The sequence below is a fragment of the Nakamurella panacisegetis genome (genome assembly GCF_900104535.1).
GTDB classification, from domain to species: domain Bacteria; phylum Actinomycetota; class Actinomycetes; order Mycobacteriales; family Nakamurellaceae; genus Nakamurella; species Nakamurella panacisegetis.
Genome location: NZ_LT629710.1, coordinates 2,264,040 through 2,280,519 on the forward strand (window position 1 = coordinate 2,264,040; position 16,480 = coordinate 2,280,519).

The window sequence follows — 16,480 nt, forward strand, 5'->3', positions numbered from 1 at the left end:
CGTGCATCTTGACCAGCACTACGTCGATCCACGGGTCGCCGCGATCTACGACACCGCGAACGCAGCCCGTCAGGACTTCGACTTCTACCTTGCCCTCGCCCGGGAGTTGAACGCTCGCCACATCATCGACCTGGCCTGCGGCACCGGTGCCCTGGCCGTCGAGCTGGCCGCGCAGGGCGCGACGGTCACCGGAGTCGACCCGGCGCCGGCCATGCTGGACGTGGCCCGACGGCGTCCGGGTGCCGATCAGGTCCGCTGGTTGGACGGGGATTCGTCGGCCCTGCCGGCGGCCACGGCCGATCTGGTGGTGATGACCGGCCACGCGGCGCAGGTCTTCCTCACCGACGAGCAGTGGCGCACCGTGCTGGCCGACTGCGCCCGGGCGCTGCGCCCCGGCGGCGTTCTGGCCTTCGAGACCAGGAATCCGTCGGCTCGCGGCTGGAGGGCCTGGAACCGGACGGACAGCCACCGCGCCCATGACGGCCCCGAGGCGTTCGAGACCTGGGTCGAGATCACCGACGTGCGCCCGGACTTCGTCTCGTTCACCGGACACACGGTCTTCACCGCCGACGGCCGGGTCGTCCTGAGCCCCAGCACCCTGCGGTTCCGGACGTCGGCGCAGGTGCGTACCAGCCTGGCCGACGCCGGCTTCGCGGTTCGTCAGGTGTTCGGCGATTGGACCCGCGAAGCGGTGACCGATACCGCACCGGAACTCATCTTCGTCGCCGAACGGACCTGAGCGCCGAGGTCAGAACGCCGCTTCCGGGATCTCCATGAGCGAGGTGTCGGCGGCTTCCAGGATGGCCCGGCGGGCCGTGATCTCGGGCAGCATGTTGCGCGAGAACCAGTGGGCAACAGCCAGTTTGCCGTTGTAGAAGTCGACGTCCTTGGCCGAGGCGCCGTTGTCCAGGGCGTGCTGCGCGACCACGGCCTGGCGCAGCAGCAGATATCCGATGAGCAGGTCGCCGGCGCTCATCAGCAAGGACACCGCGTGTTCGCCGATCTTGTACAGGCTCTTCGGATCCTGGGCCGCGGCCAGGGCGAACCCGACGAGGGAACCCACCATCGCCTGGAACTCGGTCAGTGCGGTGTGCAGCAGGGCGAGTTCCTCCTTGTGGCGGCTGCCCTCGGTGCTCTGCGCGGCCAGGAATTCACCGATCTCCGCGGCGACCACCGAGAGGGCGGCGCCGTTGTCCTTGACGATCTTGCGGAAGAAGAAGTCCTGGGCCTGGATCGCCGTGGTTCCTTCGTAGAGGGTGTCGATCTTGGCGTCGCGGATGTACTGCTCGATGGGGTAGTCCTGGGTGTACCCCGAGCCGCCGAATACCTGCAGCGACAGGGCCAGGTTCTCGTACGCCCGCTCCGAGCCGACCCCCTTGACGATGGGCAGCAGTAGATCGTTCACCCGCTTGGCCAGCTTGAGATCGACCGTCTGGGAGACGTCCTTGGCCTCGATGCGGTCCTGCCAGCCGGCCGTGTACAGGTAGGTGGCCCGCAGGCCTTCGGCATAGGCCTTCTGCCGCATCAGGATCCGGCGGACGTCGGGATGGTGGATGATCGTCACGCGGGGGGCGGTCTTGTCGCCGGACCGCAGCAGATCGGCGCCCTGCACGCGGATCTTGGCGTAGTCGAGTGCGTTGAGGTAGCCGGTGGACAGGGTGGCGATGGCCTTGGTGCCGACCATCATCCGGGCGTACTCGATGACGTGGAACATCTGGGCGATGCCGTCGTGCACCTCGCCGACCAGGTATCCGACGGCCGGGGTGCCGTTGAGGCCGAAGCTGAGTTCGCAGGTGGTGGAGACCTTCAACCCCATCTTGTGCTCGAGCCCGGTGACGAAGGCGCCGTTGCGTTCGCCGAGCTCGCCGGTCTCGGCGTCGAAGAGGAATTTCGGCACGATGAACAGGCTCAGGCCCTTGGTGCCGGGCCGGGTCTCGACGCCGGGACCCTCCGGGCGGGCCAGCACCAGATGGACGATGTTCTCGCTCATGTCGTGCTCGGCCGAGGTGATGAATCGCTTGACGCCCTCGAGGTGCCAGCTGCCGTCTTCCTGACGGATGGCCTTCGTCTTGCCGGCGCCGACGTCACTGCCGGCATCCGGCTCGGTCAGCACCATGGTCGAGGCCCAGAGCTTCTCGATCATGGTCTCGGCCATCTTCTTCTGCTCGGGCGTGCCGAGCTCGTGGATCAGCTTGGCCGTGTTCGGGCCCGAGCTGTACATCTGGATGGCCGGGTTGGACCCGAGGATCAGTTCGGCGGCGGCCCAGCGCAGCGATGGCGGGGCCCCGTAGCCGCCGAGGTGGGTCGGCAGTTCCAGACGCCACCAGTCGCCCTCCATCGCCGTGGCGAAGGACTTCTTGAACGACTCGGGCATCGTCACCGAGAACGTTTCGGGATGGTAGACCGGCGGATGACGATCGGCGTCGACGAACGAAGCGGCCAGCGGCCCGGCGGCCACCTTCTCCAACTCGGTCAGCACACCCTGTGCGGTCTCGGCGTCCATCTCGGCGAACGGGGCACGGCCCATGCGGTCGCCGGCACCGAGTACCTCGAAGAGGTTGAACTCCAGGTCACGGAGGTTGGAACGGTAGTGACTCACGATGAATCTCCCTGCGGCGATGGTTTGGCACGGGTCGGACGGCCTGGCCGGGCTCGATCGGAGAGCGATGTTACCGGCGAGTAGGCCCAGGTTATTACTGGTCGGTAACTTAGGCAAGGTCGGACGGCCGTGATCGGTCGCCGGCCGCGATGACGGCCGCGTCGGCGCGCCGCCGGTAGGGTTTGGATCCTCGTTCCCCGCAGGAGAGGAGACGTCATGGACCAGGCACCCGGCCCCGACCGTGACCAAGACCAGTCCGGAGCCGTTGCTCCGCCACTGGATGCTGAGATCGTCTCCACGGCCGCGCTGGCCGACGCCCCACCGCCGTTGGACGACGACGAGGACGTCGTCGACGCGGAGATCGTCGAGATCCCGTCGCTGTCGCCGTATCCGTCGATGCCGGCGCCGGACTACTCCGAAGCCGGAGTGCCGAGCCTGGACTACGTACGGGACAAGATCCAGGGCCGGCTGGCCACCGCCGCCGGGAGTGCCGAGCTGGCCGCCGCGGAGGCCGAACGTGAGGCCGCCGCCCGGGCGGCGGCGGAGCAGCAGGCGGCGATCACCGCCGAGCAGCAGCGCGCCGCCCGCGAACAGGCCGGGCGGGCCAAGCTCGAGGAGATCCGCCGCCAACTGCATCCGGAGACCTGAGCCATCGGTCACGGGTGACTGAAGGTTGTCGGGGCGAATATCGCCCCCGGCCGAGCCGCCTGATCTGCCCGCGGTGGCACCATCGGGGCATGAGCTGGATCGATCGGACGCTGCTCGACCATGTGTGGTCCGCCGTCGGCGGGACGGCCGATCTCACCGAGCGGGTGCAGTTCGACGGGGCCCGGGGGATCGGCTCGCGGTACCCGGTGGCCGATCTCGCCGCGGCGACCATCGGGGCCGCCGGGTTGGCCCTGTCCGAGTTCGCGAACCCCGGGGCCCAGGTCGTCGTCGACCGGGCGCTGGCCGCGGGCTGGTTCGGCATGTCGTTCCGTCCGGACGGCTGGTCCCTGCCCGACCCGTGGGACTCGGTGGCCGGCGACTACCGATGCGCCGACGGCTGGGTCAGGCTGCACACCAACGACCCCCGGCACCGTCAGGTCGCGCTGGCCGTCATCGGCGTTGCCGATCCGGCGCGGCGGCCCGCCGCCCGGGACCACGTCGCGCAGGTCGTCCGCGGATGGGGCGCCCGGGAACTCGAACGCGCCGTGGTGCAGGCCGGGGGCTGTGCGGCCCAGCTGCGCAGTCCGGAGCAATGGCGCAATCATCACCAGGGCATGGCCGTCGCCCACGACCTGCTCTCGTCGCGGGTGTTCACCGACATCGCGGCCGTCATCCCGGAGACCGGTCCGGCGACGCGTCCCCTCGACGGCCTCAAGGTGCTCGACCTGACCCGCGTGCTGGCCGGCCCGACGGCCACCCGGTTCCTGGCCGGGTTCGGGGCACAGGTGCTGCGCATCGACCCTCCCGACCGGGAGGAGCCGGCGCTCGAGGCCGAGATGACGATCGGAAAGCGTTGCGCACGAATGGATCTGCGGGTGGATCGGGACGTGCTGCTGGCCTTGCTGGCCGAGGCCGACGTGCTGATCCACGGCTATCGGCCCGGGGCGATGGACCACCTCGGACTGGGCGAGCGGGAACTGCACGGTGCTCGGCCGGGTCTGGTCGAGGTCATGCTGGACGCCTACGGCTGGTCCGGGCCCTGGCGTAATCGGCGCGGGTTCGACTCGCTGGTCCAGATGAGCAGCGGCATCGCGTTCCCGCCGGATGGTGCTCCGGATTCGGTTCCGACGCCGTTGCCGGTGCAGGCCCTCGACCACGCCACCGGCTATCTCGCGGCGACGGCGGCGTTGCGGGCCATGTGCGAGCGTCGCCGGACCGGACTGGGCAGCGTGAGCAGGGTGTCACTGGCCCGCACCGCCATGTTCCTGCAAGATTTCAAGGCCCACCCGGAGCAGGGCCCGGTCGAGGAGCTGACACCGGTTCGGACGCCGGAGCAGACGTTCTGGGGTCCCGGCGAGCGCCTCGCCGGGCCGCTCGCGGTCGGCCCGGCCCGGATGTCGTGGTCCGTGCCGGCGGCGCCTCTGGGTTCGGCTCCGCCGGAGTGGCTCAGTTGAGGTGCCGCATCCAGTCGGCCGGGACGCGACCGGCCGGACCGGGCGTCGGCTGGTCGGCCGGGTGAGCGGTCGGCGGAGCCAACTCCGGACCGTTGTACATCTCCTCGGTGGCGTAGCTGTAGAACCAGTCCTCGCCCGGCTCGAAACTCTGGATCCACGGATGGTCGGCCGTGGCGGCGTGGGCCGAGGCGTGCTGCGAGGGTGAGCTGTCGCAGCAGCCGACGTGCCCGCAGTCGGCGCACCGCCGCAGATGGAACCACCAGCCGCCGGTCGCGTCGCACTCCACACATCCAGCGCCGCTGGGGGCGACGTCCGGGTTGATGCCGGGGACGGACTCCGTCATGAGGTGGTCTCCTGTTCGGTGGGGGCCGCGTTCTCCGGCGGGGTCAGCGGAAGTCGGATCTGGAAGCGGGTGTCGCCGGGTTGCGAGACCACCTTGAGATCGCCGTGGTGCTTCTTGACCACGATTCTCCAGGAGATGTCCAGACCGAGGCCGGTGCCCTGGCCGACCGGTTTGGTGGTGAAGAACGGTTCGAAGATGCGGTTCTTGATGTCGTCCGGGATGCCGGGACCGGTATCGCCGATCTCGACCAGCAGCCAGTCGCGGTCCCGGGCCGTGCGGATCGTCAGCGTGCCCACCCCGGCCATCGCCTGGATCGCGTTGTCGATGGTGTTGGTCCACACCTGGTTCAGCTCCGAGGCGTACGCGGCGACGTGGGGCAACGTCCGGTCGTAGTCCTTCACCACGGTGACCTGTTTGCCGATCTTCGCGCTCAGCATCAGCAGGGTCGCGTCGAGCAGTTCGTGCACGTCCACCACCTGGAACGGTGCTCGATCCAGCTGGGAGTACTGCTTGGCCGACTGCACCAGGGTCGAGATCCGGGTGACCGAGTCCTCGATCTCGTTCATCAGCAGTTCGGTCTCGACCGTGTAGTTGATCCACCGGACGGCACCTTCGAGCACATCCGGTCCGACCACCGCATCGACCCCGTCCAGCCAGTCCGAGGTCAGCCCGGCCTGCACGTAGGTGGGGGCCAGCTCCCAGCCGTTCCGGATCCCGTGGTCCTCGAACCAGTCGCTGAGCGCGTCCTCGCGGTCGGACGCCTCCAGCGGGGTCAGGGCCGGCGCCTTGGCCACCTGCTGCACCGCCTTTTCCTGCAGCCCGATCAGCTGGCTCAGGGTGGCCCGGTCCCAGGAACCGGCGGAGATGGCCCCGAGCTTCTGACGCATGTGCGCGACCCGGTCGCGCAGCGACGACGTGGCCCGAACGGCCGCCGCCGCCGGATTGTTCAGTTCGTGCGTCAACCCGGCCGACAGACTGCCCAGCGCCAGCAGGCGTTCCCGCTGGTCGGTGGTCTGCTTCATGTTCTGCTGCCCGATGAACATGCCTTCGAGCAGGTGCACGGCCATCGGGAACCACTCCTGCATGATGGTCGCCAGGTCCGCCGCGTCGATCACCAGCAGACGGCTGGGCACGACGACCCGCATCGAGGTGTTGTAGACCTGCGGGACCCGATCGCCCATGTAGGCCTGCCAGGCTCCCGTGTACGCACCGACCTGGGACGACCGGGTGATCTCGACCTGTTCGCCGCCGATCAGCTTCGACATCACCAGCGTTCCGGACAGGAGCACGTAGAAACAGGTGGCCGGCTCGCCCTCGGCGTAGACGTCCCCCGGCTCGGCGTGGATGGTGTGGCCGTGACGGCAGATCCAGTCGAGCTGCTCGTCGTTCAGCTTCTCGAACAGGAAGAGCGTCCTGAGCTCGTCGATGTCGCAGGGAATCGGGTCGGTCTTGATGGTCATCGTGTCTCCATGCCGCCGGATGCGGCCTCCGTGATCGACAACAACTCTCCAGCGTCCGGTATTTCGCCGGCGGTCACAGTTTCTCCAGGTAGCGATGCACGAACATCACCGCCATGGCCCCTTCGCCGACGGCTGAGGCCACCCGCTTCGCGGACTCGGCGCGGGCGTCGCCGGCGACGAACACACCGGGCACGCTGGTCTCCAGGTGATACGGCGGCCGGTCCAGGGTCCAGCCCGGCGGGCGCCCGTCGGGGGACAGGTCGGGCCCGGTGAGCACGAATCCGTGATCGTCCCGGAGCACGACGCCGTCGAGCCAGTCGGTGTGCGGCGCCGCGCCGGCGAAGATGAACAGGTAGCCGCAGTCGATCTGCTCGTCGGTGCCGGCCGCGTTGTCCCGGATGGTCAGCCGCTCCAGATGGTCGGACCCGGCGGCCTCGATCACCTCACTGCAGGTGCGGATGGTGATGTTGTCGATCGCGGCGATCTGCTGGATCAGGTAGTACGACATGGACGCCTCGAGGGAGGCGGCCCGCACCACGATGGTCACCGACCGGGCCGTCTTGGCCAGGTACACCGCGGCCTGACCAGCGGAATTGGCGCCGCCCACGATGTAGACGTCCTGCTCCCGGCAATGCGGCGCCTCCGTCATGGCGGAGCCGTAGAAGACGCCGAGCCCGGTGAAGTCCTGCAGCCCGGGCGCACCGAGGCGCCGGTAGGAGACCCCCGTGGCCAGGATGACGGCGTGCGCGTCGAGGGTGGCGCCATCGGCGAACCGCACGGTGCGGGCCGACCCGTTGACCTCCAACCCGACGACGTCGCGGGTGGTGAGCAGCTCGGCCCCGAACTTGGTGGCCTGCCGACGGGCCCGATCGGTGAGTTGCGATCCGGAGACTCCGTCCGGGAAGCCCAGGTAGTTCTCGATGCGGGAGCTCTGCCCGGCCTGGCCACCGGTGGCCATCCGTTCGACCAACACGGTGCGCAGGCCTTCGGAGGCCCCGTAGACCGCGGCTCCGAGCCCGGCCGGCCCGCCGCCGATCACCACGATGTCGTAGAAGTCGCCGGTGGGAGAGGTGTCCAGGCCGACGGCGTCGGCCAACTCGGCGTCGGTCGGTTGGACGCTGACCGTGCCGTCCGGAGCGATGATCACCGGCAGGGCCAACGGATCGGCCTGCGCCGCGGCCAGCAGGCGACTGCCCTCGGCCTCGTCGGTGGACAGCCATCGATACGGAATCTGGTTGCGGGCCAGGAACTCCCGGACCTCGGACGATCGGGCCGACCAACGATGACCGATCACCTTGATCTCCGAGATCGGCCTCCGGTCCGCGGCCAGCCACGCGTCCAGCTGGTTGTCGATCACCGGGTAGAACTTCTCCTCCGGCGGATCCCAGGGCTTGAGCAGGTAGTGGTCGAGGTCGACCACGTTGATGGCCTCGATGGCCGCGCCGGTGTCGGCGTACGCCGTCAGCAGTACCCGCCGGGCCACCGGGTACAGGTCCATGGCCTGCTCCAGGAATTCGATGCCGCTCATCTGCGGCATCCGGTAGTCGGCCAGCAGCACGGCGACCTCGTCGCCGCGCAGCTTCATCTCCTTGAGTGCTTCCAACGCCGTCGCGCCGGACTCGGCCCGGACGATCCGGTACCTCTCCCCGTAGCGACGCCGCAGGTCACGGGCGACGGCGCGGGAGACGCCGGGATCGTCGTCGACGGTCAGAATCGCGGCGCGGGCTGGTGCGGGCGTGGTCGGCGAACTCACGAACGGACCATCGGGGTCGGTGGCTTCCTCACGAGGATCAGTTTATCGAGGACCCCGCCCACCGCCGCGGGCGTGGTCAGCGGGCGGCCTTGCGCATCCGGTTGCGCAGGGCCCGCCGGGCGATCGGGCCGAGGTCCTCCACCACTTCGATCAGGACCGCCAGCTGGTCGAGAGCGGCGAACGCGTCGGTGGCCCCGGCCGGATCCACGCCTTCGTACAGTTCCAGCCCGATGAACGCGGCGCTGACCGCCCGGGACAGCCCGCGTACGTCGATCGCGTCGGCGATCGGACTCTCGACGATCACCCTGCGGATGGTGGACTCGATCTCGGACAGCCACAGGTCGAGGCTGTGGCGGCCCGCCTCGACCAACGCCGGGGACTGCTGGGCCCCGGCGAGCACCTGCGCCATGACGGTGACGCTGCCGGCTGCTCGTTCCTCGTCGTGCAAGGTGCGCCCGAGCGCCAGCAGGTCGTGCAGCGAGGTGACCCGCGCGAACCGATCCCGGTAGAGGTCGACCCGGGCCTTGGTGGCGGTGCGGCAAGCGGCATCGATCAGCGCATCGACGCTGCCGAAGTGATAGAACACCAATCCTTGGCTCAGGCCGGCCTCGCCGGCGATCACGCGCGCCGATGTGCCCGCGATGCCTTTGTCCCGCAAGGTGACCAGTGCCGCGTCGAGCAACTTCTGGCGTGCATCAGTCACGGGCGCCCCTTCTGGTCACCACCCACCCTCCCACAACGCCGGTCAGGAGAAAGGCTGCCCCGATCCAGAGCCGGACCGGCCAGCCGGGCGGGCCATCGGTCTCCTCGGCGGCGATCAGGCCGACCCCGACGGCGGCTGAGACGAGGCCGGTGATTGTCGGTGCCACCCATGCCGACCGCACCCGACGCGCGAGCACGACGGCGAGAACGGCTCCGTTCAAGGCACCGCAGACGACGCCGACGCCCCCTCCGTAGATCCCCCCGAACGCGATCCCTAGCACTCCCACGCTCATGTCCACTTGGGATCCGGCGAGGAATCCGATGGCGGCACCCACGGCTGCCCCGGCGATGGAACCGAACACCACCGCCCGGATGGTGAGCGTCATGCTCTCCCTCCTTGGGCATCCATCGGATGGTGGCGACTCAGTGCGGACTTGCCCCAGAAGGCCCTTGGTGCACAGGCGACGCCGACGACTCCGGACCCGACAAGTAGCACCGCGAGCGGCGGTCCGGCATGCAGGCGCAGGAGAGTTGCGAGCAACCCGGCGGCGAGCATCGACGACATTCCGGCGACGACGGCCGCCCACCAGGGTCGCCGGGTCAGCAGATCTGGTCCGCACGCGTCGGATCTGACGCTGATCCGCCCCTCGTCGGATTCGTCATGCACGACGTTCCTCCTGATCCTCGTATGTTGAGCAGTCGCTCAACGCCAAGTAGATCACGGGTTGAGCGACTGCTCAAGACTCGGTCTACGGGAAAGGGTGTCCGAACGACCTCGCACCGCCCGGGACAATGACGACCGTGATCGTCGCCCTGGTGTCCCGCGGATCGGGTTGGCAGATGCAGGCGCTGTCGCCGGAGGGACAGCCGGTCGCCGAGCCTGAGTTCGTCCCCGATCCGGCGACCCTGGGTCGCCTGGAATCCGACGACGTGCGCTGGTTGTGGGACACCACCGAACCGATCTACGCGCCCCTGCTGCCGACCGGGTTCCGCCCGCTGCGTTGCCACGACGTCACGCTGACCGAGCGCATCCTCCTCGGCCGGGAGGGTCACTATGGAGCACCGGCGGCCGCGGCCGCGGTGCACGCGCGGGTGAACGGGCTGGCCGTCCCGCCGGACCCCGCGTCCGGGACGCCGGTCGGACACCCCACCTTGTTCGGGCCGGCTTCGCCGTCATCGGTCGACGCGCTGAGCGCGCTGGCCACCGCGTACCGCGACCAGGTCGCTCGCATCGGGGACAACCGGCCGCTCAAGCTGCTGGTCGCCGCCGAGTCCGCGGCGGCGCTGGCCGCCGTCGAAATGGGATGGCTGGGATTGCCGCTGCGCGCCGACGTGCTGGACCGCATCCTCACCGACGCGCTCGGCCCCCGGCCGACGGCCGGGACGCGTCCGGCCAGACTGGCCGAGCTGGCCGACCAGATCGTCGACGCGTTCGGGACGCCGCTGAATCCGGATTCGCCGGTGGAACTCAAAGCCGCATTCCAGCGACTCGGGTTCGACATCGAGTCCACCCGCTCGTGGGTGATCAAGGACATCGACCATCCGGCCGTCGCTCCGGTGCTGGCCTACAAGGAGCTGTCCCGCCTGTTCACCGCCAACGGCTGGAACTGGCTGGCGGAGTGGGTGCGGGACGGCCGATTCCACGCCGGGTACGTGCCGGGCGGGGTGGTGTCGGGGCGCTGGGCGGCCCGCGGCGGCGGGGCGCTGCAGATCCCGAAGCTGGTGCGGCAGGCGGTGATCGCCGACCCCGGGTACACCTTCGTGGTGGCCGACGCCGCTCAGCTGGAACCGCGGGTGCTGGCCGCGATCTCCCGGGATCCGGTGCTGCAGGCCGTGTCCCAGCAGAACGATCTCTACACCGCGCTGGCCGACGACGGGTTCGGTGGCGACCGGGCGCACGCCAAGGTGGCCATGCTGGGTGCGATGTACGGCGCCACGTCCGGGGAGGCCGGCCGTCTGCTGGGGACGCTCCGCAGGCGTTACCCGGTGGCCATGGCCTGCGTCGAGGACGCGGCCCGCCAGGGCGAGCTCGGGGGCACCGTCCAGTCCGTGCTCGGCCGGACCAGCCCGCCGCCCGGTCCGGCCTGGTGGGACCAGTTGCAGGCCGGATCGTTGCCCGAGGCCACCGCGGCCCAGGAGCAGCGAGCCCGGCAGATCGCCCGCAGCTGGGGCCGATTCACCCGCAACTTCGTGGTCCAGGGTTCGGCCGCCGACTGGGCCGGGGTCTGGCTGTCCGGCCTCCGCCGCGACCTCCGCCGGGTACCGGGGGCCGAGCTGGTCTTCTTCCAGCATGACGAGCTGGTGGTGCACACGCCGATCGGAACCGCCGAACAGGTCGGCGAGCTCACGATCGCCGCCGCGGAGTCGGCGCGGCGCTTGGTCTTCCCGGGCAGTACGGCGGCCACCCCGGTTCGGCCCGTGGTGGTCGACTGCTACGCGGATGCCAAATAGCCCGTCGTCGGGCGCCTGGCACCGGACCGGGTCCGCCGTGGCAGGCTGGCCCCATGCCGCGCCTGCCGACTGACCTCGCCCGAACGCGGTTGGCTGCCGCCCGTCGGGCCGTGCTCGGCACCGTGGACCGGACGGGTGCTCCGCACCTGGTTCCGGTGACGTTCGTACTGCTCGACGACGGGATCGCGTTCGCGATCGACCACAAGCCCAAGAGCACGACGGCGTTGCGGCGGCTGGAGAACATCGCCGTCCATCCGCGGGTGAGTTTCCTGGTCGAGCACTACGACGACGACTGGGAACGACTGTGGTGGGTGCGGGCCGACGCGGAGGCGACGGCGGGCACGGCCGAGAACGACCTGGCCGCAGTCGATGCACTGGCCGCGAAGTACCCGCAGTACCAGGACGTGCGGCCCACCGGGGTGGTGGTCAGGAGCCGGATCCTGACGCTGGTCGGGTGGAGCGCTTCCGGGCACGACACGACCTGACCGCGAGGGATCGACCGAAGGGTGGCGGCTCGGCACGGGTCTGGCCCCGCTACGGTGCGCAGGTGACTGTTGATGACCTTCCGGCCGTGCCCGATCCCGACGACAAGGACTGGACCTGGGTGCTGGACCGGCCCTGTCCGGAATGCGGGTTCACCACGTCCGCCGTCGATCGACACCGGATCGCCGATCGACTCCTGGCCGCCACGCCGCGCTGGCGGACGGCGCTCTCTGCCGCCGACGCGGCCACCCGCCCGGCGCCGACCATCTGGTCCATCGTCGAATATGGGTGTCACACCAGGGATGTGCACACCACTTTCGGCCGGCGGGGCCGCTTGATCCAGGAGCAGCAGGACCCGGTCTTCGCCAACTGGAACCAGGACGAGACGGCCCTCGAGAAGCGGTACTGGGAGGCCGATCCGGCCGATGTGGCGCGGGAGATCGAACGGGAGGCCGTGTCCGCGGCCGGTGTCTTCTCCGGTCTGAGCGACGCGCAGTGGGCCCGGGTGGGCCGCCGGAGCAACGGGTCGGTGTTCACCATGGAGACGTTGGGGCTCTACTACCTGCACGACATCGAGCATCACCTACACGACGTCGAGCGCTGACCGGGTCTCGCCCGGGCGGTCCGGACAAGGTGGCGAGAACGGCAGCGGGCCGGCCCCGGGGTGGGAACCGGCCCGCTGCCGCGGTATCGGTGGGTCAGAAGCGGAACGGGTAGATCAGCTCGCTGAGCAGGAACGTCACCCCGTTCGGGGTTCCGCGGCCGGTGGTGTTGTCGTAGCCGCGGGTGGTGGTCTGGGTGTCGCCGGTGTTGAACGTCCCGGTGTAGCTGGCACCCACGCTGGCGAAGCGAATCGGCTTGGCCGTGTCGAGCACATCGGCGAACGAGTGCGCGTTGATGCTGTACAGCATCGGGTTCGCGAACCCGATCGGGAACCGCCGGTGCTGGCTGGCCACGGCCTGGATGCCCGCGATCAGCGGGGCGGCGAGGCTGGTGCCACCGATGGAGCTGATGCCGAACTGCCCGTCGACGGTCTCACCGATGTAGAACCCGGTGTACGGATCGGCGTCGGCGGAGATGTCCGGGACGACCCGCATCTTCTGTTGTCCGTTGACCTGGGACAGCGAGTTCGGCACGACCCCGCGCTGGTAGGACGGCTGGGCGAACACAGAGCTGGTGCCGCCGCCGGCGCCGAAGACGAACTCGCCGGGCAGGGGGGCGGAATAGACGGCGGTCGATCCGCTGTAGTCGATGAAGTCCAGCGAGGTCTCCCAGCCGGTCTCGGTGACCCGGTTGTTCCTCTTGTCCAGCAGCAGGCTGGTCCCGCCGACCGCAGTCACCAGCGGATCGGACGCCGGGTAGTCCGGGGTCGGGCTCAGGCCGTCGATCACGTCGTCGCCGTCGTCACCGGAGGAGAAGTACATGCCGATGCCCTCGAGGGCGGCCTGCAGGAAGATCGAGTGTTCCAGGGCGATCTCGTCCGAGCCGATGTCCTCACCCAGGTTGCCGTAGGAGTTGCTGACGATGTCCGCGGTGTGGTTCTGGACCACGTAGTTCAGTGCGTCGTCGATGCCGGAGTCGCAGTTCTGGGCCCCGATGTAGTGGATGGAGGCACCCGGCGCCATGCCGTGCACGGCCTCCACGTCGAGCGTCTCCTCGCCGTTCCATCCGGCCTCGCCGGCGCATTCGTCCTGGAGGTTGAACGGGCCGAACGTCGTCTCGGTGTACTGGCCCGGCTTGAAGGTCGGCTCGCCGAAGGTCGTCGCGTAGGCGTTGGCGTCCGACTCCATGGTCGGGGACGCGTAGGCGTCGATGATGGCCACGGTGACGCCCTTGCCGGTCGTGCCGCCCTTGACGACGCCATCGGTGCCGTAGGACTTCCGCAACTGAGACGGTTGGTAGCCACAGATGTAGGTGTTGACCGAGGTCTGGCCGTCGACCGCGGGCACGGTCTGCTGGAACTCGCCCCAGTAGTCCGAGCACTGACTGGCGGGCGGCTTGGCCACCGACGGCGTCGCGGCCGCTGAGCGCTTCGCGCCGTCGTTCCGCTGGTCAGGGACCCTGGCCGTCTGCGGCTTGTGGACGGCCGAGCCCTGGGTCAGGCCGGTCACGGTCGACCCTGGGTCAGGCCGGTCACGGTCGACACGTCAGCGGCCACGGTGGAGGGCACCTTCACGTCGGAGGACGGGGCACGCCGCTGGTCGCCGCGGTACGTGTAGGTCCTCAGGGTCGTGTGGAAGGCCTTGTCGAGCTGGGCCACCGTGCCGGTCGCGCTGACCCACCGGTTCCCGGCTGCCTGGCCGGTGACGGTCAGCCCGTTGCCGGCCAGGAAGTTCTTGACCCGGGCGACCGAGGCCTCGGTCGGCGCATAACGGGCGTTGAACTGGGCCGCGCTGAGGTACTGCCCGTAATTACGGGATGCCGGATCGCTGACCGCCAGAGCGGCCCTCTCGGCCGAGCCCGCGTTGCGCAGTTGCAGCGCCACCCGGATCGAGATCTTGTCAGTGGCCGCCGGGGTTCCGGCCGCATTGGCCGGAGTCGCCCAGGTCGGGGCGGTGTCCGGCACGGTGAGTTCCGACGGGGCGGCCGTAGCCGCGTTGGCGGCGACCGCCATGAAGGGCAGAACGAGAATTCCTGCCGTTCCAGCCACCACTGACCGGAAAATCCGGCGTTTGATCATGGATCATCTCCCCAAATGTCATCTCGTCCCGGTGCGGAAGGCACCCTGCGGAGGTTTACCAGGGCTAAAGATGACCGGTCAAGACATGTGAGACTCATGGGAGATGAGTTAGCCCGGATGGCCCTGCCGTGATCACGGAGCGCGGTGGCCTTCCGCGGACGGGCGTGATGATCCGGGTGGTCCGGCCGCCGTGAGCGCCCCTCGCCGGCCGGGTAATGCTCTGGTAAACCTTACGCCCCAGCGGGTTTGGGGGTGCCCGCCGGGGCGATGGTTCACTGCCGTGGCGACGACCGCGGTCGACGCCGGATGGAGGGATCAGCTTGCGGGCTGCGTGGCGATGCTGGCCCGGACCTCGTCCATGTCCAGGCCCTTGACGCCCTCGATGACCTGGTCCAGTGCCTTGCGCGGGAGAGCCCCCGGCTGGGAGAAGACCAGGATGCCGTCGCGGAACGCCATCAGCGTCGGGATCGAAGTGATGCCCGCCGCGCCGGCCAGGGCCTGCTCGGCCTCGGTGTCCACCTTGCCGAAGACGATGTCCGGGTTGTCCTGCGCTGCGGCTTCGTAGACGGGTGCGAAGTTCCGGCACGGGCCGCACCACGATGCCCAGAAGTCGACCAGCACGATGTCGTTGCTCGTGACGGTCTCTTCGAATGTGCTGCCGGTCAGGGTGGACGTACTCACGGGTTCCTCCGTCGGGGTTTGCTGATGTCAGCAGTTCCAACGCCTGATCGGTGGTCCGACATTCCCATCGGATGGGCCGGCGGACCGAGCCCGAACGGCCGACGACGTCTCTGGACGGGGCAGAACACGGCGGCGGGACGCCGTTCGCGCTTGACCGCCGCTCCGCGCAGGGCAACGGCCGGCGATGGAGCGGGTGACGAGAATCGAACTCGCGCTATCAGCTTGGGAAGCTGAAGTTCTGCCACTGAACTACACCCGCATGGTTCGGCCACTATACCCAACCCGGTGGGGGTCCCCGGTACCTCGCGCGGCCGGGCCGACCGACCCCGCGCCTGGTGTCGCCGTGCCTGGTGTCGCCGTGCCTGGTGTCGCCGTGCCTGGTGTCGCCGTGCCTGGTGGGGGCTCAGGTAAGACCGCGGCGCCACCGGTAGCACCGCCGGTGGTCTGACCGGTGCCGACCGGCGTTACCAGTGGGGGGAATGTGACGAGTGCGCCGCGGATTGCGCACCACGCGACCGAAGCTCCACGAGAACCCGGATAGGCTCACGCGCATGTTGCTGTCCGACCGTGACCTGCGCGCCGAGATCGAATCGGGAGCCCTCGGGCTCGATCCGTTCGACCCCACGTTGATCCAACCCGCCAGCATCGACGTGCGGCTTGACCGCTACTTCCGGGTGTTCAACAACCAGAAGTACACCCACATCGACCCCGAGCAGCAGCAGGACGAGCTGACCAGCATGGTCGAGGTCGAGTACAACGCCCCGTTCGTCCTGCATCCCGGTGAGTTCGTCCTGGGCTCCACGTTCGAGGCCGTCACGCTGCCCGACACCCTGGCCGGGCGGCTGGAGGGCAAGTCGTCACTGGGGCGGCTGGGGTTGCTCACCCACTCGACGGCCGGGTTCATCGATCCGGGCTTCACCGGCCACATCACGCTGGAGCTCAGCAACGCCGCGAATCTGCCGATCACGCTCTGGCCGGGGATGAAGGTCGGGCAGCTGTGCCTGTTCCGTCTGACATCGGCGTCGCTGCACCCCTACGGCTCGTCGATCTACGGGTCTCGTTACCAGGGGCAGCGCGGCCCGACGCCCTCGCGGTCGTACCTGAACTTCCGCCGGGACGACACCCGCCGCTGACCAGGGCCGCCCGGTCGGCCAACTGGGCGTGACGCGCACCACTCGCTCCGTCCGGCTACGTGCCCGCGCTTCGGTTACCGACCGGTAACCTCG

General features: G+C 69.3%; 17 protein-coding genes and 1 tRNA gene. 7 read left to right on the top strand and 11 right to left on the bottom strand.

All coding sequences use genetic code 11. The features are described 5' to 3' along the window. Window position 1: 1 nt before the first annotated feature. Entirely contained in the window at window positions 2–739 is a 738-nt protein-coding gene (locus BLS97_RS09905) for a class I SAM-dependent methyltransferase (protein WP_090475828.1), read from the top strand. A 9-nt stretch (window positions 740–748) separates the two neighbouring features. Here the strand turns inward: BLS97_RS09905 and BLS97_RS24195 are convergent, their stop codons facing one another. Next, window positions 749–2,599: an acyl-CoA dehydrogenase gene (locus BLS97_RS24195; protein ID WP_090475829.1), complete on the bottom strand. Its 1,851-nt coding sequence runs from the start codon at window positions 2,597–2,599 to the stop codon at window positions 749–751. Between the two features lie 216 nt (window positions 2,600–2,815). On the opposite strand from BLS97_RS24195, the gene BLS97_RS09915 reads away from it, so the two are divergent. Together BLS97_RS09915 and BLS97_RS09920 are read left to right on the top strand one after the other, a co-directional pair. Continuing rightward, complete coding sequence (locus tag BLS97_RS09915; protein ID WP_197676501.1) at window positions 2,816–3,247, top strand: hypothetical protein; 432 nt, start codon at window positions 2,816–2,818, stop codon at window positions 3,245–3,247. 89 nt (window positions 3,248–3,336) lie between these two features. Beyond that, on the top strand, window positions 3,337–4,701 hold the full coding sequence (locus BLS97_RS09920; RefSeq protein WP_090475830.1) for a CoA transferase: 1,365 nt from the start codon (window positions 3,337–3,339) through the stop codon (window positions 4,699–4,701). Here the strand turns inward: BLS97_RS09920 and BLS97_RS09925 are convergent. The 6 genes from BLS97_RS09925 to BLS97_RS22840 all read right to left on the bottom strand — a co-directional run bounded on the left by BLS97_RS09925 (window position 4,694) and on the right by BLS97_RS22840 (window position 9,626). After that, complete coding sequence (locus tag BLS97_RS09925) at window positions 4,694–5,044, bottom strand: UBP-type zinc finger domain-containing protein (RefSeq protein ID WP_090475831.1); 351 nt, start codon at window positions 5,042–5,044, stop codon at window positions 4,694–4,696. The two genes, BLS97_RS09920 and BLS97_RS09925, sit on opposite strands and share 8 nt — an antisense overlap. Next, window positions 5,041–6,504, bottom strand: a complete 1,464-nt coding sequence (locus BLS97_RS09930; protein WP_090475832.1) for an ATP-binding protein — start codon at window positions 6,502–6,504, stop codon at window positions 5,041–5,043. Before BLS97_RS09930 ends, BLS97_RS09925 begins: the two co-directional genes overlap by 4 nt. Before the next feature lie 73 nt (window positions 6,505–6,577). After that, window positions 6,578–8,257, bottom strand: a complete 1,680-nt coding sequence (locus BLS97_RS09935; RefSeq protein WP_090475833.1) for an FAD-dependent oxidoreductase — start codon at window positions 8,255–8,257, stop codon at window positions 6,578–6,580. Window positions 8,258–8,333: 76 nt separating this feature from the next. Further along, window positions 8,334–8,960, bottom strand: a complete 627-nt coding sequence (locus BLS97_RS09940) for a TetR/AcrR family transcriptional regulator (protein ID WP_090475834.1) — start codon at window positions 8,958–8,960, stop codon at window positions 8,334–8,336. After that, window positions 8,953–9,345: a hypothetical protein gene (locus tag BLS97_RS09945; RefSeq protein ID WP_090475835.1), complete on the bottom strand. Its 393-nt coding sequence runs from the start codon at window positions 9,343–9,345 to the stop codon at window positions 8,953–8,955. Before BLS97_RS09945 ends, BLS97_RS09940 begins: the two co-directional genes overlap by 8 nt. Then, complete coding sequence (locus BLS97_RS22840) at window positions 9,342–9,626, bottom strand: hypothetical protein (protein ID WP_157695338.1); 285 nt, start codon at window positions 9,624–9,626, stop codon at window positions 9,342–9,344. Before BLS97_RS22840 ends, BLS97_RS09945 begins: the two co-directional genes overlap by 4 nt. Before the next feature lie 125 nt (window positions 9,627–9,751). On the opposite strand from BLS97_RS22840, the gene BLS97_RS09950 reads away from it, so the two are divergent. The 3 genes from BLS97_RS09950 to BLS97_RS09960 all read left to right on the top strand — a co-directional run bounded on the left by BLS97_RS09950 (window position 9,752) and on the right by BLS97_RS09960 (window position 12,497). Further along, complete coding sequence (locus tag BLS97_RS09950) at window positions 9,752–11,410, top strand: bifunctional 3'-5' exonuclease/DNA polymerase (protein WP_090475836.1); 1,659 nt, start codon at window positions 9,752–9,754, stop codon at window positions 11,408–11,410. Window positions 11,411–11,463: 53 nt separating this feature from the next. Continuing rightward, window positions 11,464–11,895 (top strand): TIGR03668 family PPOX class F420-dependent oxidoreductase, encoded by a 432-nt coding sequence (locus BLS97_RS09955; protein ID WP_090475837.1) that lies wholly within the window; start codon window positions 11,464–11,466, stop codon window positions 11,893–11,895. 62 nt (window positions 11,896–11,957) lie between these two features. Further along, complete coding sequence (locus tag BLS97_RS09960) at window positions 11,958–12,497, top strand: DinB family protein (RefSeq protein WP_090481844.1); 540 nt, start codon at window positions 11,958–11,960, stop codon at window positions 12,495–12,497. Window positions 12,498–12,591: 94 nt separating this feature from the next. Here the strand turns inward: BLS97_RS09960 and BLS97_RS09965 are convergent, their stop codons facing one another. The 4 genes from BLS97_RS09965 to BLS97_RS09980 form a co-directional block, all read right to left on the bottom strand. Further along, complete coding sequence (locus BLS97_RS09965) at window positions 12,592–14,004, bottom strand: S53 family peptidase (protein WP_090475838.1); 1,413 nt, start codon at window positions 14,002–14,004, stop codon at window positions 12,592–12,594. Continuing rightward, the gene (locus tag BLS97_RS09970; protein ID WP_157695339.1) at window positions 14,001–14,507 is read right to left on the bottom strand and encodes a protease pro-enzyme activation domain-containing protein; all 507 of its coding nucleotides are present in this window, start codon (window positions 14,505–14,507) and stop codon (window positions 14,001–14,003) included. Before BLS97_RS09970 ends, BLS97_RS09965 begins: the two co-directional genes overlap by 4 nt. A gap of 381 nt (window positions 14,508–14,888) precedes the next feature. Continuing rightward, complete coding sequence (gene trxA / locus BLS97_RS09975) at window positions 14,889–15,254, bottom strand: thioredoxin (RefSeq protein WP_090475840.1); 366 nt, start codon at window positions 15,252–15,254, stop codon at window positions 14,889–14,891. Window positions 15,255–15,439: 185 nt separating this feature from the next. Continuing rightward, window positions 15,440–15,513, bottom strand: a tRNA-Gly gene (locus BLS97_RS09980). A gap of 292 nt (window positions 15,514–15,805) precedes the next feature. Between BLS97_RS09980 and dcd the strand changes: the two genes are divergently transcribed. Next, complete coding sequence (dcd, locus tag BLS97_RS09985; protein ID WP_090475841.1) at window positions 15,806–16,387, top strand: dCTP deaminase; 582 nt, start codon at window positions 15,806–15,808, stop codon at window positions 16,385–16,387. The last annotated feature ends 93 nt before the right edge of the window (window positions 16,388–16,480 follow it).